A 26,244-nucleotide genomic window follows, 5' to 3' on the forward strand; every position below is an offset into this window, starting at 1 on the left:
TTTCGAGCGCGATCTGACCAAATTTTCTTTAGTTCTTTAAACTTCGGCACAGCATGATAATTGGTCATGGACAAGACGGTATTGCTTGAGACTAAATACATGGTGCATTGCAACAATTTCAGGAATGGATGGTCTTGCAATGAATGCTGTGTGGGGTAACGGGGCGTGATGGCTGATCCTAGCGATTTCTTTTGCGCTTGTCTGAATGGGGGCGACAGGATTAGACAAATTGTCATGTCCTGACTCAAAATCATAAAAAGCGAGTGTGTCGATGCCTGGGAATTTATCATTTGAAGATTTGAAGTCCGCCGTTCAACGCGGCGAGATTGATACCGTGTTGGCCTGTATCGTTGATATGCAGGGCCGCCTGATGGGCAAACGCTTCCAGGCCGAGTTCTTCGTGGAAAGCGGATGGAACGAAACACACGGCTGTAACTATCTTCTGGCAACAGATTTAGAGATGGAAACGGTTCAGGGCTATGCGTCGACCAATTGGGCCGCAGGCTATGGTGATTACACATTCAAGCCGGATCTGACGACATTGCGTCATGTTCCCTGGCTGGAGGGAACCGCCCTGGTTCTGTGCGATGTGCAGGATCATCACCACAATGATATCGCCCATTCCCCGCGCGCTATTTTGAAAAAGCAGGTGGCGCGCCTGAAGGATATGGGGCTTCAGGCATTCATGGCGACAGAGCTGGAGTTCTTTCTGTTCGAACCCTCCTATGAGGAAGCGGCGGAAAGCGGCTATCGCGGGTTGCAGACGATCAGCAACTATAATGAGGATTACCACATCTTCCAGACCACGAAGGAAGAGCATGTCATGCGGGCGATCCGCACAGGCTTGCAGGGTGCCGGTATCCCCGTTGAAAATTCCAAGGGTGAGGCGGATGCGGGCCAGGAGGAAATCAATGTGCATTATTCTGATGCCCTGGATACCGCTGACAATCATGCTTTTGTCAAAAATGCCTGTAAGGAAATCGCCTGGACGCGTGGGCGCGCACTGACCTTTCTGGCGAAATGGCACACGGACAGGGCGGGAAATTCCAGTCATGTGCATCAGTCGCTTTGGAACCTGGATGGCACGTCCGCCTTTTATGACCCCAAGGCCCCGATGGGGATGTCGGACCTGATGCGCCATTACATGGCTGGCCTGTTGGCCCATGCCAGTGATATCACCCTGTTCCTGGCCCCCTATGTGAACAGTTACAAACGGTTTCAGGAAGGAACCTTTGCGCCCACCAAGGCGATCTGGTCTCGCGACAATCGCACGGCGGGGTATCGGCTGTGTGGCGAGGGGACAAAGGGCATTCGTGTTGAATGTCGCGTTGGCGGGGCGGATTTGAACCCCTATCTGGCGATGTCTGCCCTTTTGGCGGCGGGGATCGATGGCATTGAACGCAAGCTGGAACTGGAGGAGCCCTATACAGGTGATGCCTATAAAGGGCGCAAGTTACGGCATATTCCCAATAATCTGCGGGATGCGATGGCGGTCACCAACAAGTCCAAAATGCTGCGGGCGGCTTTTGGCGATGGGGTAATCGATCATTATCTGCGCGCGGCGGATTGGGAATTGTCTGAATACAATCGATGTGTCACAGACTGGGAAGTCGCACGCGGCTTCGAAAGGGCCTAAATCAGCATGTCTCAAACGGTTCAGTGTGTTTCTCCGATAGACGGTTCCGTCTTTGCGGAGCGCCCGATTTTGTCCCTTGAGGCGGCAAAATCAGCAATAAAGAATGCCCGGAAGGCTCAGAAGGATTGGGCGGCGAGACCGCTGCAGGATCGGATTGATCTTGTTCGCGCCGGGGTCGCCCGCCTGGGGGAGATGTCCGATCAAATCGTGCCAGAATTGGCACATATGATGGGGCGTCCTGTACGCTATGGCGGTGAGTTTCGCGGTGTGGATGAGCGCGCCAGTTATATGGCCGATATTGCAGCCGAAAGCCTGGCTCCTATGGTTGTTGAGGAGAGCGATCGTTTCGAGCGTCGCATCCTGCGCGAGCCTCAGGGGCTGGTCCTGGTGATTGCGCCCTGGAATTACCCCTATATGACAGCGATCAACACTGTTGCACCTGCCCTGATCGCAGGAAATGCCGTGATGTTGAAGCATGCCAGCCAAACCCTTCTGGTGGGGGAGCGTATGGTCGCTGCCTTTACCGCTGCGGGCATTCCAGCAGACGTGTTCCAGAATGTGTTTCTGGATCATCAGACCACGGCGGATCTGATCGCGGACAGGCAGTTCAATTTCGTGAACTTCACCGGATCTGTTGGCGGGGGGCAGGCAATTGAACGCGCTGCGGCGGGAACTTTTACCGGATTGGGGCTTGAGCTGGGCGGTAAAGACCCGGGCTATGTGATGGAAGATGCCAATCTGGAGGCTGCTGTCGATACCCTTATCGATGGGGCGATGTTCAATTCCGGCCAGTGCTGTTGCGGGATAGAGCGGATTTACGTGGCGGAACCGTTGTTTGATGCCTTTGTGGAGAAGGCTGTTGCCATTGTTTCCGGCTATACACTTGGGAACCCGCTAAATTCAGAAACCACGCTGGGCCCAATGGCGCACCGGCGGTTTGCGGCAGAAGTTCGCGCCCAGACACAAGACGCCCTTCAAAAGGGTGCCCGTGCCCTGATCGACCCGGCCCTGTTTCCACAGGATGATGGCGGCGCGTATCTGATGCCTCAGATTCTGGTCGATGTGACCCATGACATGCGGGTGATGCGCGATGAGAGTTTCGGGCCCGTTGTTGGTATCATGAAGGTCAAAGATGATGCTGAAGCCATCGCGTTAATGAATGACAGCGAATTTGGTCTGACCGCGTCTTTGTGGACCCAGGATGTCACCCGTGCGGCGGCTCTTGGTGCACAGATTGAAACCGGAACCGTGTTTATGAATCGCGCTGATTATCTGGATCCTGGCCTGTGCTGGACCGGATGCAAAAACACGGGGCGGGGCGGGGCCCTGTCGATCATCGGGTATCAGTCGCTGACCCGTCCGAAATCTTACCATTTAAAGAAAGCCTGAACTATGAGCACTACAGCCAATTGGTCCTATCCCACAGCCATCAAATTCGGGGCCGGTCGCATCGCGGACCTGGCAGAGTCCTGCCGTGCGGCGGGTATGTTGCGCCCCTTGCTGGTTACAGATCGCGGGCTTGCCAATATGCCCATCACACAGGATGCGCTGGATCGCCTGAATGAGGCTGGCCTGGGACGCGCCTTGTTTTCTGAGGTCGACCCGAACCCGACCGACGCTAATCTGGAAGCCGGGATCAAGGCATTTCGGGCCGGGGATCACGATGGCGTTGTCGCCTTTGGCGGAGGGTCCGGCCTGGATATCGGCAAACTGATCGCCTTTCAGGCGGGTCAGACGCGCCCGGTCTGGGACTTTGAAGATATTGGTGATTATTGGACGCGGGCAGATGCCTCTGCGATTTATCCAATCGTTGCGGTGCCGACGACGGCGGGGACCGGGTCGGAAGTGGGGCGCGCCGGTGTCGTGACCAACAGTGAAAAACAGGTTAAATCGGTCATCTTTCATCCCAAAATGCTGCCTGCAGTCGTGATATCGGACCCGGCGCTGACCGTTGGCTTGCCGCCTGTCCTGACCGCCGGGACAGGATTGGACGCCTTTATTCATTGCCTGGAGGCGTATTGTTCGCCGTTCTATCACCCGATGTCGGAAGGCATTGCGGTTGAGGGAATGCGTCTGGTCAAAGACAATCTGCTGCGAGCCTATAAGGATGGGTCGGATATTGAGGCACGAGGGCATATGATGTCTGCCGCCGCCATGGGTGCCGTCGCCTTCCAGAAAGGCCTGGGCGGGATACACAGCCTGTCGCATCCAACAGGCGTTTTGTATCATACCCATCATGGCCTTACGAACGCGGTCTATATGCCCTATGTCCTGAGGCATAATCGCAGCGCTATTGAAGGCAAGATCGACCGTTTGTCGGCCTGGCTGGGTATTTCCGGTGGGTTTGATGGCTTTATGGAGTGGGTGCTTGATTTCCGCGCCAAGCTTGCGATACCGGAAACCTCTAAGGATCTGGGTATCGACGATGCACAGTTCCATCGCATGGCCGAAATGGCTGTGGTCGATCCAACGGCGGGGGGTAATCCCATTCCGCTGACCGTGGCGGATTGTGAAACCCTGTATCAGCGTGCCTATGATGGGGACGTCTAGGTGCTGACATTCGCCGCAGCGGTATTCTTTCTGATCATCACACCGGGTCCAGGTGTTCTGTCGACGGCGGGGGTCGGCGCCAGCTATGGGGCCGGGGCGGGTTCTCGGTATCTCCTGGGGTTATGGCTTGGCACCAATCTGGTCGCCCTGGCGGTCGTATCGGGTATGGCGGCAGTCATACTGGCTGATCCACGCATTCGCACCGTCCTGTTGTTCGCATCGGCGGCGTATCTGTTGTATCTGGCGGCCAAGATCGCCTTTGCCGGGTCGAAAATTGCCTTTATCCAGCGCAGCAAACCGCCTGGCATTATTGGTGGATTGGCATTGCAGGCAATTAACCCAAAGGCTTATGCGGTCAATACAGCGCTGTTTACCGGCTTTGCCTTTATGCCCGACAGTACCTTAACGGAAACCCTGATCAAATTTGCCATTATGAATGCGATCTGGGTTCCGATCCATTTCCTGTGGCTTTGGGCGGGGGTCACCCTGCATCGGTTGGACCTGTCAGACCGCACACAATTCATCATCAATGTGGCGATGGCCCTATCGATGCTGACCGTGGTCGGCCTGGCGGTGTATTCTCAACTGTAGTTGGCGTCACGGATCGATAGGGCTGGGCGGAACACCGCCGCTTTCGATAACAGCCCCGGCGGCGAACAGCAGGTCTTCGCGATAGCGGGGCCCAACCAGTTGCACGCCAATCGGTGCCGTTCCGCTGAACCCAGTGCTGACCGTCAGGGCGGGCACCCCAAAGAAGGGCAGCGCGACCTGGGTTAACTGTGCTTCAAAAACACGATCAAACCCTGAGGGTGAGGACACATCCAATTGAACCGGGAAAGGGGGCTCCAGGGATACGGGCAGAATGACAATCGGGTTCTCCTGCAAAAACATCTGCCATTCACGGACCAACTGTGCGCGCAATTGCAGCGCATCCATCACAGAATTGAAATCAGGCACACCGCCGTGGCGTTCCAGTTGCGCATAGACGAATTTAGAATCCGCCTCATCCTCTTTCTCCAGGGCCTTCAGGGCGCCACGTTTGAATTCCGAAAGCCACAAGGTCACCTGAGCTGCCACAGCGGCGCGCAAGGGTGGGCAGGGGCCTTCGACCACATCCCATCCGGCATTACTCAATTGATCGGCGGCCTTGCGTAAGGCAGCAATGACATCCGGGTGAACAGATGTATTCTCCGGTGCGCTGGCCAGGACCACACGCTTTGGCAAATCCGGCATTGCTGCTGGCGCAGGGACATACCAGCTATCGCGAATATCTGGCGCACTCATCGCTTTAAAGCCAAGCTCTAAATCTTTGATTGTGCGCGCTATTGGGCCAGATACAGCCATCAATTGTCCGCCAATATGACGATCGGGGGCGGTGAAGTTCACGGCTGGAACCCGTCCTACTGTCGGGCGCAGGCCATGAATGCCACAGGCATAGGCGGGATAGCGTATTGATCCTGCGATATCCGTCCCATGCGCCAGGGCACCGATCCCGGAGGCTACGGCTGCCGCCGCGCCCCCGGAAGATCCTCCCGGCGTCAGGCCAGGATCGCGCGGGTTTTTTGTTGTGCCATGCAGATTGTTCTTTGTGAACCAGCGCAGAGAGAAGGCCGGTGTGTTGGTGCGCCCGATGATGACAGCCCCGGCCTTGCGCAAGTTGGCGACAACAGGGCTGTCTTCCTGTGCAATCAGGTCTTTCTGCTGGGTCAGGCCATTGGTTGTTGGATGACCCTTTTGATCGACATTGACCTTCACCGTTACGGGAACCCCTGCAAGGCATCCCACCGGGTCGCCCTTCGCAACGGCTTGATCTATGGCTTTCGCTGCGGCTATAGCCTCGTCGGGCATTTCTGTCACGACGGCGTTCAGCTTGGGATTTACTGCGGCCAGTCGCGCTAACGCACTTTCTGTCGCGGCCTGTGCTGAAAATGTGCCGCTTTGTATTCCAGATGCCAGGTCCGCAGCAGACAGCCGCCATAGATCGGATGTATCGGTCATGTAAAATCCTTCACTGCGCAAAACGCGACAGGCGATAGGGGGCCAGCAGGGGGGACTCCTCGTTATTTAGAATTTCCTGCGACAAGAGCTTCGCGGTAATCGCTGCCAGCGTAAAGCCGGAATGCATCATGGCGATATAGGCGCCGTGAAGGGACGGAATCGCGCCGATTACCGGGAAACCATCCCCCGGGATGGGGCGTGTTGCAATCGTGGTGCGTTCCACACTCAGCATACCAAGGGCGGGCAATAGTTTCTGCGTCGTTTCAATCATTTGAGTAATGGTCGCTTCTGGGTTGTCCAGCGCACCGGGAGCGTGATCATTCTCACCAATTACCAGCCGACCATCGGACAATTGCTTGACATGCACCGTGTCGGACCACAACGCGCGGGTCATTCGTTTGGTAACCGGGGCCGTGGTAATCAAAAGACCGGCCCGATTCGCTGTTGGCAGGGGGATAGCGTGCTCGGCCAGCAGATCCGAAATTCCAGTTCCCGCCGCCAGGACGGTCACATCCGCATAGAGGGCACCGAAATCAGTTTGGACGCCGGTGATGCGGTCATTCTCATGGATCATTGACTTAACGCGCCGACCAAAAGCGCAGCGTGCCCCGATAGATTGCGCTGCCTCAATCAGTGTTCGGGTCGCATATGCACCATCGACCAAACCATCATCAGCTGAAAACAGAGCACCATCGGGTGGGGATGTCAGGAGGGGCTCCAGCGCACGAATTTCATCGGCTGTGACAGTTTTAACATTTCCGCCCCAATTCTTTTGCGGGGCGTTTACAACCTTGGGGGAGTATAGGCCAGGATCCCATATCAACGCGCCTGTCCAATCAATCTTCAGGCGCCCCGATAGTTCTTTTTCCAGATCGTGATAGGCAGCCAGGCTGGCCTGACGCAGGTCAAAATAGGATTTATCACCGGCTGAAACGGCATTCAGCCACGCCCAGGAGCCACCTGAGGCCCCATTATGAGCCTGTCCGGCGTCTACGATCGTCACATGCAGTCCTGCACGCGCCAAACGATAGGCCAGACATGCGCCAATGATTCCGGCACCAACAACGATAGCGGTTTTTGTGGTCATACAAGGCATCCTTAGCAGAAAATTACGACCTCAGCCTAGCATGCGGAAGGGGTGCGATGAAAAGTACCAAGTTGCATTCAAAATAAAGAAAGACATTTTTCCCAAGCTGGTGTTACACTTACACCAATCGAGCGATCTGGTTTAACAGTTCGTATCGAATAAATATCCGCACAAAGTTGCGGGAACGGGATGAATGCTGGGAATTCATAGATGACATCGCATCGCGGTGTTTTTGTATAAGTCGCCTAACTTCAGGCGATGGTAGCGCCTATTTGCTTGGGGGAGATTCGAGCAGATGGATAGAGTTTTTATAACGATTGCTCAACGGCTTGGACTTGGTGTGGCCACGCTGTTTGTTGTCAGTTTGATCATTGCTGGCATGTTAGAAACCCTGCCAGGTGATTTTTGTCAGGCTTTCTATGGGCAACAGGCGACAGAAAAAACAGTTAATGAATGTCGCCTTCGCAATCACCTGGATGAATCCTTCATCGTCCGATACGGCATATGGGTAAAAGACGCGGTTCAATTCGATTTTGGGGAATCGTTATCCAACAAGCGTGATGTTGCCCAAGTCATTGGTGTGCGACTGGAAAACACATTGTTTCTGGCGGGTTTCGCGGCTGCGATTTCAGTGCCCCTGTCATTGTTACTTGGTATCCTGGCTGCGCTGTATCGGTACAGCTGGTATGACAGACTGGTGAACGTTTTCACCCTGACCTCGATTTCTTTTCCGGAATTTTTCGTCGCGTACATTTTGATTCTGTTGTTATCGATTTCGGCCATTGGCGCAGATGGGACGCCATTGTTTCCAGCTATGGCCACGGTGAATGTGGATACGCCGTTCTGGACAAGGGCGCACATGATGTTCCTGCCCGCCCTGACGCTGACTCTTGTAGTGGTTGCCCATATGATGCGCATGACGCGGGCGGCGATCATCAATCTTCTGGCCAGTCCTTATATTGAGATGGCCCGGCTGAAGGGCATTTCGAATTCCAGAATTATCGTGAAACACGCCTTGCCCAATGCTCTGGCGCCCATCGTCAACGTGATTGCCCTGAACCTGGCCTATCTGATTGTCGGTGTGGTGATTGTCGAAGTTGTCTTCAATTATCCAGGTCTTGGGAAAATTCTTGTCGATGCGGTGAAGTTCCGGGATTTTCCCCTGGTGCAGGCCAGCGTGATGATTTTTGCTGCGACCTATGTTCTGCTTAACCTAACGGCCGATATTGTGACGATTGTCAGCAATCCGCGCCTTCTGCACCCAAGATAAGGAGGCGCTAAGATGTCTGCGACCGATATCATTCCGCCGCCGGAACTTGCCAAACCAGCCACGATGGCCTGCCGTTTGGGAAGTGCCCTGACAGTGCTGATACCTCTTGCGGTGTTTGCCATTTCGTTTTCCGCTGACAGCGCAAGCGCGATTGCCGGAATGGTGGCTTCCGTCGTATTTGGCGGTATTTTGTATCGTTTTTGGGGACGGCTCAGTCTTCCTGCCATGCGTGAGCAGGCACTTGTGTTCTGTATCGTGGTTTATGGTGCATTTGTCGCTGTGTATCTGGAAGGCTTCAGCCTTTATCCCTGGTCGACTTTTTCGGGCTTGGTCAGCGTTGTCTTGATATCCATGATGGTGGCCGTGACCTGGAAAGAAACACGCAAAGCGCCGATCACGGCAAAATTCGGACTGATTATCATCGCCCTGAATATTCTGATGGTGTGTATTGCCCCAATTTTGGCACCGCATGGACAATCACAGGTTTTGGGCGGGTCATACCTGGTATGGGGAACGCCCTTTTCAGACGGTGGCACAGCATGGCTTGGAACGGATGAACTGGGTCGCGACTATCTTTCACGCATGATCTTTGCAATCCGCAATACAGTCGGGATTGCCATTGTGACGACGGCGCTGACCTTCATTGTAGGCGCTTTTGTCGGGCTGTTGGCGGCCTCTTTGCGGGGCTGGGTTGATCAAGGTCTCAGCCGTATGGTCGATGTTCTGATGGCAATTCCCCCGCTGATCTTCGCCTTGCTCATTCTGACCGTGGTGGGGACCGGGGTTGTTAAGCTGGTACTGGTCATCGCCCTGTTGGATTCAACGCGGGTATTCCGCCTGTCGCGCTCTGTCGCCATGAATATTGTCGTGATGGATTACGTCGAAGCGGCTAAGTTGCGGGGCGAGAAGCTGATGTATGTGATTTGGCGCGAAGTATTGCCAAATGCCGCAGCGCCCTTGATTGCGGAATTCGGATTGCGGTTCTGTTTCGTCTTTCTGTTTATCAGTTCGCTCAGCTTCCTGGGGCTTGGCTTGCAACCGCCGACGGCTGATTTGGGGTCCATGGTCCGCGACAGCGCCAATCTGATCAATTTCTATCAGTTTAACAAATTGATGGCCATCACCCCGCTGCTGCCGGCCTGCGCGATTGCCTTGCTGACAATCGCGGTGAACTTCGTGGTGGACTGGTTCCTGCACAAGACAAGTGGATTGAAAGAATGACCGACCAAGAAAACCGCGGTTCCAAAGGGGATATCCTGCTGGAGATCAAGGGCCTGAAAATCGAAGGCCGCGCAGACGAGGACTGGATCGAGATCGTCCATGGCGTAGATGTGACGCTGAAGCGGGGGGAAGTCCTGGGCCTGATTGGTGAGTCCGGGGCGGGCAAGTCAACGATTGGACTGGCAGCCATGGGTTATGCCCGGGACGGCTGTCGTTTGAGCGGCGGGGAAATCTGGTTCGACGGGTTGGAATTGCGTGGGGCATCCGATGAACAGCGCCGTAAATTACGCGGCCATCGCATCGCCTATGTCGCCCAATCGGCGGCGGCGTCCTTCAATCCGGCCCATAAGCTGATAGATCAATATTGCGAAGGACCGGTTCAACACGGTGTGATGTCTCGCGATAAGGCGGAAAAGGATGCCAAGGATCTGTTTCGGCGGTTGCGCTTGCCCAATCCCGATACGATTGGCTACCGATATCCGCATCAGGTTTCCGGTGGACAGCTACAGCGCGCCATGACGGCCATGGCGATGGCCTGTCGCCCGGACCTGATCGTGTTTGATGAACCGACAACCGCCCTGGACGTGACAACACAAATTGAGGTTCTGGCGGCCATCCGGGACATTGTTGAACAGTTTAATACCGCCGCGATCTATATCACCCATGACCTGGCGGTCGTGGCCCAAATGGCGGATACGATCAAGGTCTTGCGTCATGGTCATACAGTAGAGGAACGCGATACAAGAACCCTATTGTCCAAGCCGCAAGAGCAATACACATCGGATCTGTTGGCCGTGCGCAGCTATGCACGGGAAGAGCGCCAAAGGCCCGATGATGAAGGACCCGTCCTGCAGGTCCGCGGCGTCGATGCGTCTTATGGCACGGTGCCTGTATTGTTTAATGTCAGTTTTGATGTCTACAAGAAGCGCACTGTCGCTGTGGTGGGCGAATCCGGAAGTGGCAAGAGCACGACAGCGCGCGTCATAACCGGCCTGTTGCCCCCCAAAAAAGGCGATGTTCTCTATAAAGGTGAAGTTCTGCCTGTCGACTATCGTGCCCGCAGCAAGGATCAACTGCGCAAGATGCAGATGATCTATCAGATGCCCGATACAGCCCTTAATCCCAAATCGCGTATTCGCGATGTGATCGGGCGGCCTGCCAGCTTCTATTTGGGGCTCAGTGGTAAGGCACTGGAAGCCCGCGTGAAGGATCTTCTGCGCTTGGTCGAGCTTGAGCCGGATCAATATTACAACCGCCTGACCACGGAACTGTCGGGGGGTCAGAAACAGCGTATCTGTATCGCCCGCGCCCTGGCGGCGGAACCCGAAGTTATCATCTGTGATGAAGTTACCTCGGCCCTGGATCAGTTGGTGGCTGAAGAAATCTTGAAGCTTTTGCAGCGGATGCAGGATGAATTCGACCTGTCCTATATGTTCATCACCCATGATCTGGCAACGGTGCGCGCCATTTCAGATGAGGTGGTGGTGATGCAGAATGGCAAGGTTGTCGAGTCGGGGCCCAAGGGGGAAATGTTCACCCCACCGCATCACGACTATACCGATCTGCTGTTGTCATCTGTGCCGGAAATGGATCCGGATTGGCTGGACCATCTCCTCGCCGAACGCGAAGAAATGGCCCGCCAGGGTCGCGTGCTGAAAGCCGCTGATAACTAAGATTTACCCAACAACAATTCAGGCAGATATAAGACAATTCCTGGCCAGGCGATCAGGCCCGCGATTGTCAATGCATCTGCGATGAAGAAGGGGGTGGCCCCCTTGAAGACCTGTTGCACCGTAATATCAGGCCGCACGCCCGCAACCACGAAGCAGTTTAATCCAATGGGGGGCGTGATCAGACACAGCTCCGCCATTTTCACCACGATGATCCCAAACCAGATCGCACAGCCAACGCCCGACATACCAAAGGCACTGTCTGCGGCGCTGACGTCCAGGCCACCATTCAGGGCCATGACCGCCGGATAGACGACAGGCAGCGTCAACAGCAGCATGCCAATCGCATCCATGAACATGCCCAGCACGGCATAGGCCATCAGGATGATGATCAGGGTCAGAATCGGGCTTTGATGCAAGGATCCGATCCATTCTGAAAAGGCACCTGGCAGGTCTGCAAACCCCAGGAAGCGAACGTAAATCAACACGCCCCAGATGATTGTAAAAATCATCACAGACAATTTTGCTGTTTCCAACAGGGCGCTTTTTAGCTCCTTCCACCGCATGCCGCGATACAGTGCCATCAGGAAGACAACGAAGGCCCCCAAGGCACCGCCTTCTGTTGGCGTCCCCCAGGCGTCCCCGCCGAACGGGTTATAGACAAAGAAGATAATGATCGCGATGACGAAGAAGATCGGGAAGGCGCCGGGCAGGGATTTAAATCGCTGAACCCAGGTAAATCCGCCGACGGGCGGCCCAAAATTCTTGAAGGTCATGGCCAGACCAATGACCAGACTGCCATAAATCACGGCGGAAAAGGCACCCGGCAGAAACCCGGCCAGCAGAAGCGCGCCGACATCCTGTTCCACAATAATGGCATAGATCACCAGAATGGCAGATGGCGGGATCAGGGAGGCAAGCGTGCCTGCTGCCGCGACAACGCCTGCGGCAAACCGTTTGTCATAGCCAACGGCCAGCATTTCAGGAATCGCCACCCGCGCGAAAACGGCAGAGGTTGCCACCGATGCACCGGAAACCGCTGCGAAACCTGCTGTCGCAAATACGGTAGAGACCGCCAATCCGCCCGGCAGCCAGCCAACCCAACGCTTGGCGGCTTCAAACAAGGCCTTGGTCAGGCCCGCGTAATAAGCCAGATAGCCGATCAGGATAAAGGTTGGGATCAGCGATAAAGCCTGTGAAGAAATCTTTGAATGGGGGACCTGGCCTGCGGTCTTTACGGCAACCGTCAGGGCCCAGAAGAACTGATCGCCCGCCATGCCTTTCTTGGCCCAGAAGATCCAGACCAGACCGATCAGGCCAGCCAGAGCAGCCGCAAAAGCAACCCGCATACCAATCATGACCATGATCAACAGGACGATGGTTACCGCAATACCGATATCGATGCTGCTCATTGTTTTGTACCCTTTTCATCAACATCGAAACCGGAAACGGTTTCCGCTTCACGCGCTGCAACGGTGCTGGCGTCTTCGATCATGGGCACTGCGACAGGATCGTTTGTCCCGCGTATCAGGGCCGCGCCATAGCCCCAGATTTGTAAGACCAGGCGCAGACACAAAACACTGAAAGCAATAGGTGCCAAAAGCTTCGCGGGCCAAATCGGCAAGCGAATGTCCAGTGTCGAATCGCGGCTCCACATCGGGGAGGCAAAGTCGAAGGAGCGTTCAAAATGGGCATAGCTGCCCCAGACCATCAGCATCATCAATATCAGCATGACGACGCAGGAAACGACTTCCGCCAACCAAAGCGGGCGTCCTTTTAGGCGTCCGATCAGGATATCCATGCGAATATGACCGCCAAGGCGCTGACAATACGCGATCCCGATGAAGGCGATCAGCGGCATCGCTTGTTCGATCCAATCGACATAGCCGGGCAGGGGGGAATTAAAAAAGTGGCGGCCGGTCACACTGACTACGGCCAGTAACATTAACGAAAAAACAGCAATTCCGCCGATCAGGGCAAAAAACTCTTCCAGCCGATAGAGGCTGCGATCAATTTTGCTTAAGGTTGAATTGTCGGTCAGTATCGATGTCGCGCCGGACATGGTGCCTTGCTCCCCAATGGAAACCATAGAAATTGCAAGAAGGGACCGCCACCGTTTCACCTGATGGGGCTGAAACGGTGGCGGACAATGTGACCAGCCCGATAGGGGCGTGTCAGGCGTAATCCTTACTTGGCAATTACACTATGCACCAAATCCAGCAGTTCTTGTGCGGGAAGGCCGCGGGCGTTGTTTTCTTCAACCCAGGCTTTGGCCGCCGGACCGGCGACTTTTTCACGGAACGACGCCAGAGTGGCTTCGTCATAGGTGATCCGCTCGACCCCCTTGGAATCCAGCAACGGACCCCATTTGGCCATGGTTTGGTTATTGTAGTAATCGATGTAGTAAGCCAAGGCTTCGTCCACTGATCCCAACAAGGCGTCGCGTTCCTTATCGCTGAGGGCGGCAAGGGCATCTGTGTTGACGACGACTGGGCAATTCACGGTGCCGGGATTCAGATTCGTCGTCCACCATTTGGCATTTTCAACGGTGCCAAAGGACATATGGGCATGGGGGGCAAATGCAACCGCCTTCACGACGCCGCTGTCCATTGCCTGGCGGGTTTCTGCGGCAGGAACTGAAGTCGGGATTGCGCCAAGTGTGCTCATCGCTGCGCCGATCCCACCGGTTGCCCGGACGCTCAAGCCGTCAAACCCGGCCAGTGTTTTTGGCGCATCGCCAACGCCGACAATGTTATATTGTGGCATCGGGGTTGGCATCAAAAGCGTTGCATTCCAGCGCGCTAAATCTGCGACAACCGCTGGATGGCTGTAGACCGCTTGAGACACTTCAACTTCTTTTTCCAATGAATCAACGCCCAGGAATGGAAGCTCAAGCACAGTGATCGATGGGTTCTTATCTTCATGATAACCGGCACAGAACTGTGCCATTTCAAAGGCGCCGATGGAAATGCCATCCAGGTTTTCTTTTGCCTTGGACAGGCCGCCATAGGAAATATTCAGGGTAAATTCACCGTTCGTCTTTGCGCTGACCAATTCAGCGATTTTTTCGACGTTTTCGGTGAAGGCGCGGCGTTTGCCCCATACAGAGACATTCCATTCTGTCGCCAAGGCTTCGCCGGCAAAAGCAAATACCAATGTGGTTGTGGCCGCAAGACCGAGCAGGTTGCGTTTCATTGTTACCTCCCAAAGGTTATAGATACGCAGTTGATGCGTTTATAGTCGAACTATAACGGGTTCCTGCCGTTCAACCCATGAAGGAATCTGCCAAACAGCCATTTTTGCCCTGCGGATTTCCGCAGGGCTTCAAGAATGACTGATTACATCACTTATTCTGGAATTTAATTTGCGGCAGACTTGGCACGGGCCATAAGGGTTTCTGGGGTATCCTCAGGCTCCAGCGCGGTCGCTCCCCCTATGGCCCAGGCCCGAACGGACTGCATCACATCTTCCCCCAGATTGAACTCTGAGTTATGCAGGATACCGATAATGCGCTGGGTAACACCATTTGCCTCTGCGCGCGGTGTTTCTGGAAGCAGGATGCCAAATGCATCGGGCCCAATACGCGCAACCGTATCTTCAATACGGGTCATGCTGGTGATCCAATCGGCCAGTTGATGGGCCAGTATTTCAGCATTTTCGGTACCGTATTCTTCCTTGATACGGGGCAATGTTGGGATGGACAGATAGGCCATCGCCAGGCGGGCGTTACGCGCCTGGGCGGTTTCAATGGTTCTGGCCAGATGCGCATCCCAGAAATCTTTGGAATAGGCGACGCCGCTGATATCGGCTGTTTCATCCTTCAGCAATGCCTTGAAAGGATCGCGCAATGTCCAGCGCAGCCGTTGGCGGCCAACCAGCATATGGATATAGGTGCACAGCCGATCCGCATCGGACAGGCCAGACAGAACGATTGCGGCACCCCCCCGATAGAAATCCTTGGCGCGATCGCGTGTGGCTGGGGCCGTCAGCACAAGTGTTGGCAAATTAAACAGGCGTGGATTGTGTCGAATATGCCCACACAGATATTGCGTGCGTTCAAAATCATCGGCACTGGCGGTCATGATCACGGCGGCATCGAACCGACCATTGTCCAATGCATCCGCCGCGCGGAAATACCCGGTTTCCGGCACGCATTCGAAGCCACCATCATTCAAGGCTTCGACCAGATCGATCATCGACGCATCATCGGGGGCAACGGCAAGCACCAGGGGCCGCACCGGATAGGCGCGGACAAAATCCTTTGGATCAACTGTTAACCCAAAATCTGCCGCCGTTTTGATGCGCCGGGACAGTTCTGCCTGCATGACCGACGAGCGGGTTAATCTGGGCAGGCGTAACAGCAGTTCCTGATTGTCATCATTGGGTCCCAGAATGTCATCGACATCTTCATCCCGAACCAGGGTCAGCAAGTCTGCCTGGGGCGGCAGATCCAACAGGACGATGGGAATGGATTGCGTCGCGTCTGCTGTTTTCAACGCCCTTACAATATTCAATGAATCCACGGGGGCGCTGAATTGCCCCATAAGGATGACGTCTGGCATTCGCGATCCGGCCAGCCCGATCAGCGTGTGAGCATCAGAAGCCTGGATACAGCGATAGCCTGCCGCATTCAGAAATTCTGCGCGCGAAAGCGCGCGTTCCGGGTCCGGGTCTCCGATCAGGATGTAAGCCAGATGTGGCATTGCCTTTTAAACCCTTCCCCAACAGTCTTGTTCTGTGACTATAAAACCCGTCATTCAATCGCAATCGGTCTTGACCAAGGCGCTTCACTAAACAACAAAGATAGGAAAATCAAACCGGTGTGGCGAGCAAAATCAGGCATAACTCGCAGTTCCGGAGAATGATCTGCGTTTTGGAGGAGCATCAATGTCACAAAGGCATGAATCGATATATGATCGAGACCTGGATCGGGGGGAGGCGAATTATGTGCCCCTGTCGCCAATTAGCTTCCTGAAACGCGCGGCAACGGTGTTTCCGAACCGCACGGCCATCATTCACGGCGATCTGCGCTATACCTATGGAGAATTTTATTCCAGGGTTCGTCGGTTTGCGTCCGCCTTGAAGGCGCGGGGCATCGGGCGCGGGGATACGGTATCTGTGTTAAGCCCAAATGTGCCTGCCTTGCTGGAGGCGCATTATGCGATCCCGATGATCGGTGCGGTGCTGAATGCCCTGAATACAAGGCTGGATGGCGCGACCATCGCTTTTATCCTGGAGCATGCGGAAACAAAGGCTGTGCTGTCGGAATGTTCCCTGAATGGGGTGATGGGGGAGGCCTTAAGGCTGACCAAGAACCGACCAGAGATCCTGATCGACATTGTTGACCCGATGGAACCGGAAGGGCCGCGCATTGGCACGACGGATTATGAAACGATGCTGGTGCAGGAAGGGGATCCCACCTTCACCCATAGTCTGCCTGCCGATGAATGGGATGCGCTGGCCCTGAACTATACGTCCGGCACGACGGGCAATCCGAAAGGCGTCGTCTATCATCATCGTGGGGCCTATCTGAATGCGATGTCCAATGCCCTGACCTTTCAGCTCAACAGCCGATCAGTATATTTGTGGACTTTGCCAATGTTCCACTGCAATGGCTGGACCTATACCTGGGCCGTGACGGCGGCATGTGGCACGCATGTATGCCTGCGCCGTGTCGATCCGGCACTGATTTTTCCCATGATCCGCGATTACGCGGTCACGCATATGTGCGGCGCACCGATTGTGCTGACCATGCTGATCCACGCCCCGGCTGATCAGAAGGTTGAATTCCCGCAACGGGTCGAGGTCTGCACAGGGGGGGCAGCGCCGCCATCCTCCGTGATCGCGAAGATGGAGGGTATGGGCTTTAACGTCACCCATATGTACGGCATGACGGAAAGCTATGGTCCAGCCACGGTCTGTTCCTGGCAACCGGATTGGGACGGGCTGGAATTGTCGGAACGCGCGCCCCTGATGGCGCGCCAGGGTGTTGCGATGGTCGCCCTGGAAGAACAGCGCGTTGCTGATCCTGAAACCTTCATTGATGTGCCCAAGGATGGGGAGACGATTGGAATGCTGATGCTGCGATCCAACACCATCATGCGCGGGTACCTGAAAAACCCGACAGCGACACAGGAAACCCTGAAGAATGGCTGGCTGAATACCGGTGATCTGGCGGTCATGCATGAGGATGGCTATGTCGAGATCAAGGACCGTGCCAAGGACATCATCATTTCAGGGGGGGAGAATATTTCCTCCCTGGAAGTTGAAGAGGTGCTGTTCCGCCATCCGGACATCATGGAAGCTGCCGTGGTCGCGGCACCAGATGAAAAATGGGGGGAGACCCCTTGTGCCTTTGTGACGCTGGCGCCCGGCAAGGAAGGTACGGTGGACGACATTGCGGTGATCGAATACTGCAAACAGAATATGGCCCGCTTTAAGGCACCCACCCGGGTGGTATTTGGCCCTTTGCCGAAGACAGCGACAGGGAAGATCCAAAAATTCGTACTGCGCTCTCAAGCAAAGGACATGTAAGACGATGGAATTACGGTTGGATGGCAAACGGGCCCTTGTGACAGGCGCTTCCAGCGGCTTTGGACAGCATTTCGCGCGGACATTGGCCATGGCGGGGGCGGATGTCGCCCTGGCTGCGCGTCGCATTGACCGGCTGGAAGCAGAAGCGGTCTCTATTGCACAGGATACCGGGAAACGGGCTGTTGCTGTTGCATTGGATGTTGCCGATGTTTCGTCGATTGAAACCTGTGTTTCTGCCACTGTCGATGCGCTGGGCGGCATTGATCTGCTGGTTAATAATGCTGGTATCGTCGTCACCAAACCATCCCTGAAACAGACGGAAGCCGATTGGGATCAGGTGATGGATGTCAATTTGAAGGGGGCGTTCTTTGTTGCCCAGGCCTGCGCCCAGCATATGGCGGATGGGGACGGGGGCGCGATCGTCAATATCGCCAGCCTGTTGGGGGAGCGCGTTTCGAAGACGGAAATATCCTATTGCGTGTCCAAGGCGGGACTGGCGCATATGACCAAGGCGCTGGCCTATGAATGGGCGAAACATGGCATACGGGTCAATGCGATATCGCCTGGCTATGTTAAAACCGATCTGAACCGTGCTTTTCTGGAAGGGGAGATGGGGCAGACAATGATGCGCCAGATTCCAATTCGACGCTTTGGGGAGCCGGAAGACCTGGACGGCGCATTGCTGTATCTATTAAGTGACCTCGCGGCCTGGACAACAGGCCATATCCTAACCGTCGATGGGGGCCATTCTCTGGCGACCCCCTGATCAGAAAGGTGACATATCATGATTATCGACCACCGCACCTATACCGCCCATCCTGGCAAGCTGCCGGCATTCCTGAAAGCCTATGAGGAGCTGGGTTTTGCCCTGCAGACCAAACATCTGGGCAATCCCGTCGGCTGGTATATCTCGATGGATATCGGGGAGCTCAATCAGGTGATCCATATGTGGCAGTATGAAGATCTGGCGGATCGCGCCGCGCGGCGCGCTAAATTGGCGGCAGAACCTGGCTGGGCCATTTATCTGAAGGAAGCCACCCCCTTCCTGCAGAAGATGGAAAACAAGATTTTGACGGTTGCTCCCTTCTTCAAACCATAATTGAGAGATAATACGTTATGGATTTCACATTACCGGCTGAGGTCGATCGCCTGCGTCTTCAGGTGCGCGAATTTGTTGATACACATCTGATCCCTATGGAATCGGATATAACCACATATGACGCGCATGAAAACATTGCAGATGTCCCATTGGCGGCCATGCGGGCCAAGGCCAAGGATGCCGGTCTGTGGGCCCCGCAAATGCCGGTGGAGAGCGGTGGTCTGGGCCTGAACACCCAGGGCATGGCGGCGTTCTATGAAGAAGCGAACAAGTCGATCTTTGGGCCGGTCGTATTCAACTGTGCGGCACCGGATGACGGCAATATGTTCATCCTGAACCGCATTGCGCGCGACGATCAAAAGGAAAAGTGGTTACAGCCCATTGTGAATGGGGATGTGCGTTCTGCCTTTGTCATGACGGAACCAGCCCCTGGCGGCGGATCAGATCCGTCCATGATCCGAACCCGCGCGGAAAAGCAGGGTGATAAATGGATCGTCAACGGCCATAAATGGTTCATCACCGGGGCCGGTGTTGCCAGTCATTTCATCCTGATTGCCAGAACATCCGATGACACACGTAAAGGCCTGACAGCCTTTATGTTCCATAAGGACCAGCCCGGCTGGGAAATCATCCGGCGGATCGCGATCATGGGACCGGAAGAACATGGCGGGCATTGTGAGCTGAAATTCAACGGGCTGGAAATTCCGGATGAAAATCGCCTGATGAATGTGGGGGATGGGTTGAAGCTGACCCAAATCCGCCTGGGCACGGCGCGCCTGACCCATTGCATGCGGTGGCTGGGCCTGTCACAGCGGGCCCTTGGCATTGCGCGGGATTATGTTGAAAACCGTGAAGGGTTCGGCATGCGACTGGCAGATCGTGAATCCGTGCAATTGATGCTGGGCGATGTCGCCATGCAGATTGAACTGGGGCGTCTGTTGACCATGCGTGCGGCCTGGACACTGGATCAGGGCGACAAGGCCCGCAAAGAAGTCTCCATGGCCAAGATTCAGGTGGCCGATACGCTGCATACGGCGGTGGATACTGCCATCCAGTTGAATGGCGCGCGGGGATATTCCAAGGACACGGTGCTGGAATGGATATATCGCTATGCCCGTCAGGCCCGCTTGGTCGATGGTGCATCGGAAGTTCACAAAATGGTGCTGAACCGTTTCCTGACGGCAGAGGGCGATGATTTCTGGCGGTGGGGCGTTTGATCATGCAGGGATTGTCCGCACAGGATAAGGAACGCCTGTGTCAGTGTTTGGCGGACGTATTTTCCGCCCGGTCAGTATCAATAGACGCAATGTCAATTCTGTCTGGTGGCGCGATCCAGGAAAACTGGGCACTGGACCTGACCATTACCGGGGGCCAGCGGGACGGGCATTTGTCGACTGTTTTGCGCACCGACAGCCCCACAGGGGTCGCAGTCAGCCTGTCACGGGCGCAGGAATTTTCGTTGCTTCAGGCGGCATGGGATGCGGGGGTTACTGTTCCCGAACCCTTGCTGTGCGTCACGGATATGGCTGTGATTGGCAAGGAATTCTGCCTGATGCGCCGGGTGGGCGGAACCGCCTTGGGACAGCGCATTACCCGCGATATGACCGTTGGCGGCGACCGGGAGGCCTTGACGGAACGTCTGGGGCGAGAGATGGCGCGTATTCATTCTATCACCCCACAGACCCATCAATTCGCATTCCTGGATGCACCACCTGATGATCCGGCGGCGGCGGAATTGGCGTCCATGTGCCGGTTTCTGGATGAAATGGACCGGCCGCGCCCTGTTCTGGATTGGACAATCCGGTGGCTACAGCGCAATCGGCCCGAACCGCAGGGCACTGTTCTGGCCCATCATGATTTCAGGACCGGAAATTATATGGTCGACGAATCTGGATTGACCGCCATTCTGGACTGGGAATTCGCAGGCTGGTCGGATCGGTGTGAGGATATCGGCTGGTTTCATGCCATGTGCTGGCGTTTTTCCGGTCGCGATAAACCAGCCGGTGGTATTGGCAGCAGGGAGGCGTTTGCCCGTGGTTATGAGGCCGTCTCAGGAATTAAAATTGATCAGACACGTGTCTATTATTGGGAAGTTTACGCGCATCTGCGCTGGGCCGTGATCGCTCTTCAGCAGGGGGACCGGTATTTGGTCGGCGGGGAACGAACCCTGGATTTGGGACTTACCGGACGACGGCCGGCTGAAATGGAATTGGAAATGTTGCGCATGACTGCGCCTCACACTCTGGGAGAGGCCGCATGACGCCCGATAAGCCAGAATCGCAGGATTTACTGAAAGCCGCCCAAGACGTGATGAAATCGGTCCTGATCCCGGCGTTGCCAGAGGAAAACCGCCTGGATGCGTTGATGGTCCTGTCCATTATGGCAGGCGCACAACGGGATCTGGCGGATCATGGTGGATTGGCGGAACGACAGGCCGCGCGATTGCAAAAGATTCTGCCTGACGGCGGAACTGTTCGGGATCTGTGTGCAGCGATACGCAAGGGTGACTTCGATCAGGGGGAGGCGGCACAGGCCTTACACGCCGTGTTGATGGAAGATGTCAGGGACCGCCTTGAACTGGTCAATCCGAAATACCTGAAAGCAGCGGGTTAGGACGGCTGCGGGTTAGATAAAAGCATCTTCCATCTCAACCCGACGCTCTGGTCCTTTGTATCTCGGGTCGATGCGGCGACGTCGATCCGGTCCGAAATATGTCGGGGACCTGACAAATTTCTTCGGGTTCTTGAAGGTAGCATCCACCCGCTGTTTAATGGACTGCATGGTCAAGGGTTTGACCAGGAATTCAGAAACACCGGCGTCGCGGGCTTCATAAACCACCGGCAGGGAGGTTCTTTCGCTCATAATAATGATCGGAAGATAGCGGTTTGGACTTTCATCTGACAATCGAATGTATTTGGTCAATTCGATGCCATTCATGGGTTCCATATTCCAGTCAACGATCAACAGATCGGCGGTGTTCAAGGACAGTTCATCCAGAACGTGATGAGAATGGGTTACGGTCGTGATTCTAGAAATGCCGAATCCCCCCAGAATGAACCGTGTCATGCTGAGGATCGAACTGCTGCCATCGGCAATCAGGACTGAGAGATCGTCATAACTGTTAGGCATATCTGGCCAGCGCCCTTTGTATTCGGTTTAAAGAGTGCCCGATTGATTAAGGACAAAATGGTTCGCAACCGCCCAAGATGATTGATCATACAATCGTGCCCCGAATGATCGAGTTTGTCATCCAATAGGTTTCGTCATTTCGCAAATAGTGACTGGGATGCATGCGTGTTAACTGTTCCGAGGGGCGGTGTTTAGTTTGTCGAACTGCGCTGCTTGGTCCCTGGGGCTTGTTTTTCCGGGCGGAATGCCTCATACCCTTCGCCACGCAGTCGAATGACCCTCTCTCTTGAGGGTTTGTGCTGATGTAAAGTTTCATAGATCAGGTTTTGCGGCAGTGTGCCGTTTCACTTAAAATTCGAAAATAAGGCCTGGATGGCGCATAGATGTCAAAAGAAGAACTGATTGAATTTCAAGGAACTGTTGTCGAAAAACTGCCCAATGCAACATTTCGGGTAGAGCTGGAAAACGGGCATGAGATTATTGCCCATACGGCCGGCAAAATGCGTAAGTTTCGCATTCGGGTTATGGTTGGCGACAAGGTCGACGTGGAAATGACCCCCTATGACCTGACAAAGGGACGGATTACCTTCCGCCACAAGTAAGTTCCAATTTCTGTTATGAATAACGTTATGATCCCTTATTTTTAAAGGGGTTATTATGTCTATGCGATTGTCGAAAATTTTACTTTAAATCGTACTCTTTCTTCCTATCTGATGATGAATCATGAATAGGAAGGTAAGCACATGAAATATTTATTAAAATCACTGATTGTATTAGTGGTGATAATGTTTGGAAACACCACTTCTTTCGCACAAGACCAAGCCGTCATTGGAAAGGTTACGCGCCTGCAAGGCAGCGCAAGCGAACTGCGTGGGACAGCAGCCCAGTCGCTAGAGGCTGGGTCGTTAATTCACGCCGGGGCGGTGGTCGAAACCGGCGCGGAGTCGAGGCTGGAAGTCGTTTTCATTGATGCTTCTCAATTAACCATGGGCGGTGATGCGCGCATCCAGATGGATGAACTGGTATATTCCACATCCAACCCTGACGCTAGCGGCCTTCAGGCATTTGAGGTTCTTGCCGGAACCTTCCGGTTTCTTAGCGGGGCGGTTGGTCGCAATGACCCCCAATCTGTTCGGATCAGCACACCTGTGGCCACGATTGGTATTCGCGGGACGGATTTGTTCGGCGGGCCCTTGGAGGCTGGAATGCCGCCGGGACAATTGCATTATGGTTTCATGCTGATATCAGGTGCCATCGATGTTCGGGGGCGGCAGGGCACGGTCACTCTGGATGAACCCAATGAGGGAACGTTCCTTCCTATGTCGGGAGAGGCCGCGCCAACAGAACCGACCATATGGTCACAGAATGCCATTGATGAGGCCTATGCCTCCGTCGCCTTTGAATAAGGTTTAACCTGTTCAGGATGTCAGCTTGATCGATGCTTCGATCAGATGTGTCCGTAACAGTTTCACAGCACGGCGCGCGTCTCGTTGCTCTATGCAGCGATACAGCGCGTCGTGCTGCTCCAACCAATGGGGCTCGTTTGTCGCAAGGGTGGAATACTGTGCCCAATAGGCCTGAACGCTGGCCCGCAGCGACTCTATGATCTCCACCTGTTTAAGACGTCCTGATAGGCGATAGATCGTTCTGTGGAACTCATTATCTGCCGCCCGCCAATCACCACCATCCGCTTCCAATCGACACAATCTTAGCGCCCGTCGGATGGCAGGAAGGTCTTCATTCTTTATGGCCTTTATCGCCCGGTCTAATGCGTCACATTCCAGGATCAGTCGCAGGTCATAGATTTCTGTTATCTGGTCGGTTGTCAGCTTTGTGACAACTGCGCCGCGATTGGCTTCTATGCTGACCAATCCTTCGGAACTGAGCTTGAACAGGGCATCGCGTACCGGGACTCGGCTTACGGCGAACCTTTTTGCCAAGTCTTCCTGATGCAAATGGGCGCCGGGCAGGATCGTTCCCGCCTGAATATCCGCTTTTAGTGTTTCCACAATAGCATCTGCCAATGAGACCGATTTTCTGAGCATTGACAATGGCTTCATCCTGCATGTATAAATGTATACATTGCTTTATAATCGATTCTTGCTTCTGTGCAACCATCCAGATGTGAAGGGAGGCTGAGGCAAAAGGCGGTTCATAAGGATCATCATGGCCGGAAAAACACATCACTATGAAATTACCGTTGAATGGACCGGCAATCGCGGGCAGGGGACGTCAAGCTACACGTCCTATGGCCGGGATCATGAAGTAAGAGCGCTGGGCAAGCCGCCAATATCGGGATCCGCGGACCCGGCCTTTCGAGGCGATAGCGATCGCTGGAACCCTGAAGACCTGCTGGTCGCGTCCCTATCAGCCTGTCACAAGCTTTGGTACCTGCATCTGTGTGCTGTCGCGGGAATCGTAGTTACTGCGTATGAGGACACGGCGACCGGTCGGATGGTGGAAGACCCCCAAAAGGGTGGCTACTTCACGGAAGTGACTTTACGCCCCAAGGTCACAGTCACGGGATCGTGCGATATGGACCAGGCTCGGTCCCTGCACCATCAGGCCCACGAAAAATGTTTCATCGCGAATTCTGTTACATTTCCAGTTCTGTGTTATCCCGAAATCGTGCAGGCCTGACAAACCGCATTCCGTATTATTGGCGCAGAAAGAATTGAACCGGCAGAACCAGTTCCATTTGTTGCATCGGCATATCGTCGGGTATGCTGGGAAGCGGCTGGGCCCGCTCGATCATCGCCATCACTTCCTTGTCCAGCACACGATAGCCTGAGCTTTGTCGCAGTCGGTGCTCCAGCACTCGACCGTACCGATCAATGACAAAATACAACAGCGCGGTTCCTTCCTGGCCCCGTTTCTGGGCCGATCTGGGATATTCCTTGTGTCGCGCCAACCAGGCTTGCAGCGTAGCAATGTAATCGGCCGTGCTGCCAGGAATACCGCCAGCAGCCTGGGCATCCGCACTGCCTGCCTCTCGGCTGTTTTCGTGACCGGCCTTTCCCTGATTGCCCGAAACTGCCGCGGGGGCCGACGCGGTCTGCACCTCTTGTACCGGGTTTGGTTCGGCTGTCTGCACCGCTGGCGCTTCGACAGGCTTCGGCGTTTCTGGTTGTTCTGTGACCGGCTTTTGTGCAACCGGCTTTTCCTGCGGTTTGGGTCGCTGAGGCTCCGGCGGTTTTTCCGGCATGACAGGCAGCTCTTCAGATATGATTTCGATCACCTCCTCGGGTTCCGGCGGGGTGATCGGCTCCTGAACATCAACAACATCAACAGCCTCAGCGATTTCAATCACCTCTTGAGGGGGAGGGGGCGGCTCTATTGTTTGCACATCGGGCGGAGGATCCTGCGGGGTTACCGTTTCAACAGGCGCCTCGACCATTTCGGCCTCTGATACGTCAGGTTGGACGGGAACTGCGCTGCCCGGTGATCCCCCGATTGGCCCCAGGGATACCTCGATGCCGCCTGTCCCGGCACTAACCGCCCCAGGGGGTGGGTCGTTTTGCCATAATACTGCCCCCGCAACCCCGGCATGCAGAACCACAGCAAGACAAAGGCCCAGGGACCATTGATGCGGTTTGATCCAGTAGGTAGGCGCGGAGTCTAACGTTACGCTCATTGAAGCACTTCCGTTTCAGGGACAGGAACCGTCAGCAGTTTCAGGCGAGTGACACCGATTTTATGAAGCTTTTCCATCACACTGATAACTGCCGTCGCGTTGATTCCGCCATCGGCCCGCAACCGCACCAGAGTTTCCGGGTTTTCCGCAAGGCGTGGCGTCAGCGTCGCGATCAGGTCCGACTGTGACACAACCACGCCATCCAAGGCGATCTGGCCGTCTGATCCCATCAGGATCTGGACATCCATTTCCCCAGGAGAAGCCTGGCTGGCGGAGTGTGCCGGATCAATCTTGAAGGGATCACTGGCGCTCAGGCTGCCTGCCAACATGAAGAAAATCAGCAGCAGGAATACCACATTGATCAAGGGTAGGATGCGGTCATCCTCATTCTTTGGGCGTGGGGGGGTAAAATGCAT

The 26,244-nt window shown here is 55.0% G+C and carries 26 protein-coding genes; 16 read left to right on the forward strand and 10 right to left on the reverse strand.

Annotated features, from left to right (window positions below; all coding sequences use genetic code 11):
* Positions 1 to 271 precede the first annotated feature (271 nt).
* The 4 genes from ACOSDM_RS07595 to ACOSDM_RS07610 are packed head-to-tail and all read left to right on the forward strand — an operon-like array spanning position 272 to position 4,777.
* Positions 272 to 1,636 (forward strand): glutamine synthetase family protein, encoded by a 1,365-nt coding sequence (locus ACOSDM_RS07595; RefSeq protein WP_420723898.1) that lies wholly within the window; start codon positions 272 to 274, stop codon positions 1,634 to 1,636.
* A 6-nt stretch (positions 1,637 to 1,642) separates the two neighbouring features.
* Complete coding sequence (locus ACOSDM_RS07600; protein ID WP_420723899.1) at positions 1,643 to 3,025, forward strand: aldehyde dehydrogenase family protein; 1,383 nt, start codon at positions 1,643 to 1,645, stop codon at positions 3,023 to 3,025.
* Between the two features lie 3 nt (positions 3,026 to 3,028).
* Positions 3,029 to 4,186 carry an iron-containing alcohol dehydrogenase gene (locus ACOSDM_RS07605; protein ID WP_420723900.1) on the forward strand — a complete coding sequence of 386 codons (1,158 nt, stop codon included), beginning with the start codon at positions 3,029 to 3,031 and terminating at the stop codon, positions 4,184 to 4,186.
* The gene (locus tag ACOSDM_RS07610; protein WP_420723901.1) at positions 4,187 to 4,777 is read left to right on the forward strand and encodes a LysE family translocator; all 591 of its coding nucleotides are present in this window, start codon (positions 4,187 to 4,189) and stop codon (positions 4,775 to 4,777) included.
* A gap of 6 nt (positions 4,778 to 4,783) precedes the next feature.
* On the opposite strand, the gene ACOSDM_RS07615 is transcribed toward ACOSDM_RS07610, so the two are convergent.
* Together ACOSDM_RS07615 and ACOSDM_RS07620 are read right to left on the reverse strand one after the other, a co-directional pair.
* A complete protein-coding gene (locus tag ACOSDM_RS07615; RefSeq protein WP_420723902.1) occupies positions 4,784 to 6,184 on the reverse strand; it encodes an amidase family protein in 1,401 nt (466 codons plus the stop codon).
* Between the two features lie 10 nt (positions 6,185 to 6,194).
* The gene (locus ACOSDM_RS07620) at positions 6,195 to 7,271 is read right to left on the reverse strand and encodes an NAD(P)/FAD-dependent oxidoreductase (protein ID WP_420723903.1); all 1,077 of its coding nucleotides are present in this window, start codon (positions 7,269 to 7,271) and stop codon (positions 6,195 to 6,197) included.
* Positions 7,272 to 7,566: 295 nt separating this feature from the next.
* Here ACOSDM_RS07620 and ACOSDM_RS07625 point away from each other — a divergent pair, with 295 nt between their 5' ends.
* Genes ACOSDM_RS07625 through ACOSDM_RS07635 form a run of 3 tightly spaced genes read left to right on the forward strand, consistent with a single transcriptional unit; the run spans position 7,567 to position 11,435 of the window.
* Entirely contained in the window at positions 7,567 to 8,541 is a 975-nt protein-coding gene (locus tag ACOSDM_RS07625) for an ABC transporter permease (protein ID WP_420723904.1), read from the forward strand.
* 12 nt (positions 8,542 to 8,553) lie between these two features.
* Positions 8,554 to 9,762, forward strand: a complete 1,209-nt coding sequence (locus ACOSDM_RS07630) for an ABC transporter permease (RefSeq protein ID WP_420723905.1) — start codon at positions 8,554 to 8,556, stop codon at positions 9,760 to 9,762.
* Positions 9,759 to 11,435: an ABC transporter ATP-binding protein gene (locus ACOSDM_RS07635; RefSeq protein WP_420723906.1), complete on the forward strand. Its 1,677-nt coding sequence runs from the start codon at positions 9,759 to 9,761 to the stop codon at positions 11,433 to 11,435. The genes ACOSDM_RS07630 and ACOSDM_RS07635 overlap by 4 nt, the downstream gene beginning before the upstream one ends.
* On the opposite strand, the gene ACOSDM_RS07640 is transcribed toward ACOSDM_RS07635, so the two are convergent.
* The 4 genes from ACOSDM_RS07640 to ACOSDM_RS07655 all read right to left on the reverse strand — a co-directional run bounded on the left by ACOSDM_RS07640 (position 11,432) and on the right by ACOSDM_RS07655 (position 16,135).
* Positions 11,432 to 12,844 (reverse strand): TRAP transporter large permease, encoded by a 1,413-nt coding sequence (locus ACOSDM_RS07640; protein WP_420723907.1) that lies wholly within the window; start codon positions 12,842 to 12,844, stop codon positions 11,432 to 11,434. The two genes, ACOSDM_RS07635 and ACOSDM_RS07640, sit on opposite strands and share 4 nt — an antisense overlap.
* A complete protein-coding gene (locus tag ACOSDM_RS07645) occupies positions 12,841 to 13,494 on the reverse strand; it encodes a TRAP transporter small permease subunit (protein ID WP_420723908.1) in 654 nt (217 codons plus the stop codon). Before ACOSDM_RS07645 ends, ACOSDM_RS07640 begins: the two co-directional genes overlap by 4 nt.
* Positions 13,495 to 13,619: 125 nt before the next feature.
* A complete protein-coding gene (locus ACOSDM_RS07650; RefSeq protein WP_420723909.1) occupies positions 13,620 to 14,627 on the reverse strand; it encodes a C4-dicarboxylate ABC transporter substrate-binding protein in 1,008 nt (335 codons plus the stop codon).
* A gap of 164 nt (positions 14,628 to 14,791) precedes the next feature.
* Positions 14,792 to 16,135 carry a diguanylate cyclase domain-containing protein gene (locus tag ACOSDM_RS07655; protein WP_420723910.1) on the reverse strand — a complete coding sequence of 448 codons (1,344 nt, stop codon included), beginning with the start codon at positions 16,133 to 16,135 and terminating at the stop codon, positions 14,792 to 14,794.
* Between the two features lie 184 nt (positions 16,136 to 16,319).
* Here ACOSDM_RS07655 and ACOSDM_RS07660 point away from each other — a divergent pair, with 184 nt between their 5' ends.
* The 6 genes from ACOSDM_RS07660 to ACOSDM_RS07685 are packed head-to-tail and all read left to right on the forward strand — an operon-like array spanning position 16,320 to position 21,678.
* Positions 16,320 to 17,966 carry an acyl-CoA synthetase gene (locus tag ACOSDM_RS07660; protein ID WP_420723911.1) on the forward strand — a complete coding sequence of 549 codons (1,647 nt, stop codon included), beginning with the start codon at positions 16,320 to 16,322 and terminating at the stop codon, positions 17,964 to 17,966.
* Positions 17,967 to 17,970: 4 nt separating this feature from the next.
* Complete coding sequence (locus ACOSDM_RS07665) at positions 17,971 to 18,732, forward strand: SDR family NAD(P)-dependent oxidoreductase (protein WP_420723912.1); 762 nt, start codon at positions 17,971 to 17,973, stop codon at positions 18,730 to 18,732.
* A gap of 18 nt (positions 18,733 to 18,750) precedes the next feature.
* Entirely contained in the window at positions 18,751 to 19,065 is a 315-nt protein-coding gene (locus ACOSDM_RS07670) for an NIPSNAP family protein (RefSeq protein WP_420723913.1), read from the forward strand.
* 17 nt (positions 19,066 to 19,082) lie between these two features.
* Positions 19,083 to 20,282, forward strand: coding sequence for an acyl-CoA dehydrogenase family protein (locus ACOSDM_RS07675; RefSeq protein ID WP_420723914.1), 1,200 nt, complete (start codon positions 19,083 to 19,085; stop codon positions 20,280 to 20,282).
* 2 nt (positions 20,283 to 20,284) lie between these two features.
* A complete protein-coding gene (locus tag ACOSDM_RS07680) occupies positions 20,285 to 21,325 on the forward strand; it encodes a phosphotransferase family protein (protein WP_420723915.1) in 1,041 nt (346 codons plus the stop codon).
* Positions 21,322 to 21,678 carry a DUF6285 domain-containing protein gene (locus ACOSDM_RS07685; RefSeq protein ID WP_420723916.1) on the forward strand — a complete coding sequence of 119 codons (357 nt, stop codon included), beginning with the start codon at positions 21,322 to 21,324 and terminating at the stop codon, positions 21,676 to 21,678. Before ACOSDM_RS07680 ends, ACOSDM_RS07685 begins: the two co-directional genes overlap by 4 nt.
* A 12-nt stretch (positions 21,679 to 21,690) precedes the next feature.
* Here ACOSDM_RS07685 and ACOSDM_RS07690 read toward each other — a convergent pair whose 3' ends face one another.
* Positions 21,691 to 22,194, reverse strand: coding sequence for a response regulator (locus tag ACOSDM_RS07690; protein WP_420723917.1), 504 nt, complete (start codon positions 22,192 to 22,194; stop codon positions 21,691 to 21,693).
* A gap of 383 nt (positions 22,195 to 22,577) precedes the next feature.
* Between ACOSDM_RS07690 and infA the strand changes: the two genes are divergently transcribed.
* Positions 22,578 to 22,796, forward strand: coding sequence for a translation initiation factor IF-1 (gene infA, locus ACOSDM_RS07695; protein ID WP_169624207.1), 219 nt, complete (start codon positions 22,578 to 22,580; stop codon positions 22,794 to 22,796).
* Positions 22,797 to 22,937: 141 nt separating this feature from the next.
* Entirely contained in the window at positions 22,938 to 23,600 is a 663-nt protein-coding gene (locus tag ACOSDM_RS07700; RefSeq protein ID WP_420723918.1) for a FecR family protein, read from the forward strand.
* A 12-nt stretch (positions 23,601 to 23,612) separates the two neighbouring features.
* Here the strand turns inward: ACOSDM_RS07700 and ACOSDM_RS07705 are convergent, their stop codons facing one another.
* Positions 23,613 to 24,239, reverse strand: a complete 627-nt coding sequence (locus ACOSDM_RS07705) for a GntR family transcriptional regulator (RefSeq protein ID WP_420723919.1) — start codon at positions 24,237 to 24,239, stop codon at positions 23,613 to 23,615.
* A gap of 121 nt (positions 24,240 to 24,360) precedes the next feature.
* On the opposite strand from ACOSDM_RS07705, the gene ACOSDM_RS07710 reads away from it, so the two are divergent.
* Positions 24,361 to 24,834 (forward strand): OsmC family protein, encoded by a 474-nt coding sequence (locus ACOSDM_RS07710; RefSeq protein WP_420723920.1) that lies wholly within the window; start codon positions 24,361 to 24,363, stop codon positions 24,832 to 24,834.
* Between the two features lie 16 nt (positions 24,835 to 24,850).
* Here the strand turns inward: ACOSDM_RS07710 and ACOSDM_RS07715 are convergent, their stop codons facing one another.
* Both ACOSDM_RS07715 and ACOSDM_RS07720 read right to left on the reverse strand, forming a co-directional pair.
* Complete coding sequence (locus ACOSDM_RS07715) at positions 24,851 to 25,828, reverse strand: TonB family protein (RefSeq protein WP_420723921.1); 978 nt, start codon at positions 25,826 to 25,828, stop codon at positions 24,851 to 24,853.
* Entirely contained in the window at positions 25,825 to 26,244 is a 420-nt protein-coding gene (locus ACOSDM_RS07720) for an ExbD/TolR family protein (protein WP_420723922.1), read from the reverse strand. Before ACOSDM_RS07720 ends, ACOSDM_RS07715 begins: the two co-directional genes overlap by 4 nt.

Source organism: Hwanghaeella sp. LZ110 (assembly GCF_048892525.1).
Lineage (GTDB): Bacteria > Pseudomonadota > Alphaproteobacteria > UBA8366 > Aestuariispiraceae > Pacificispira.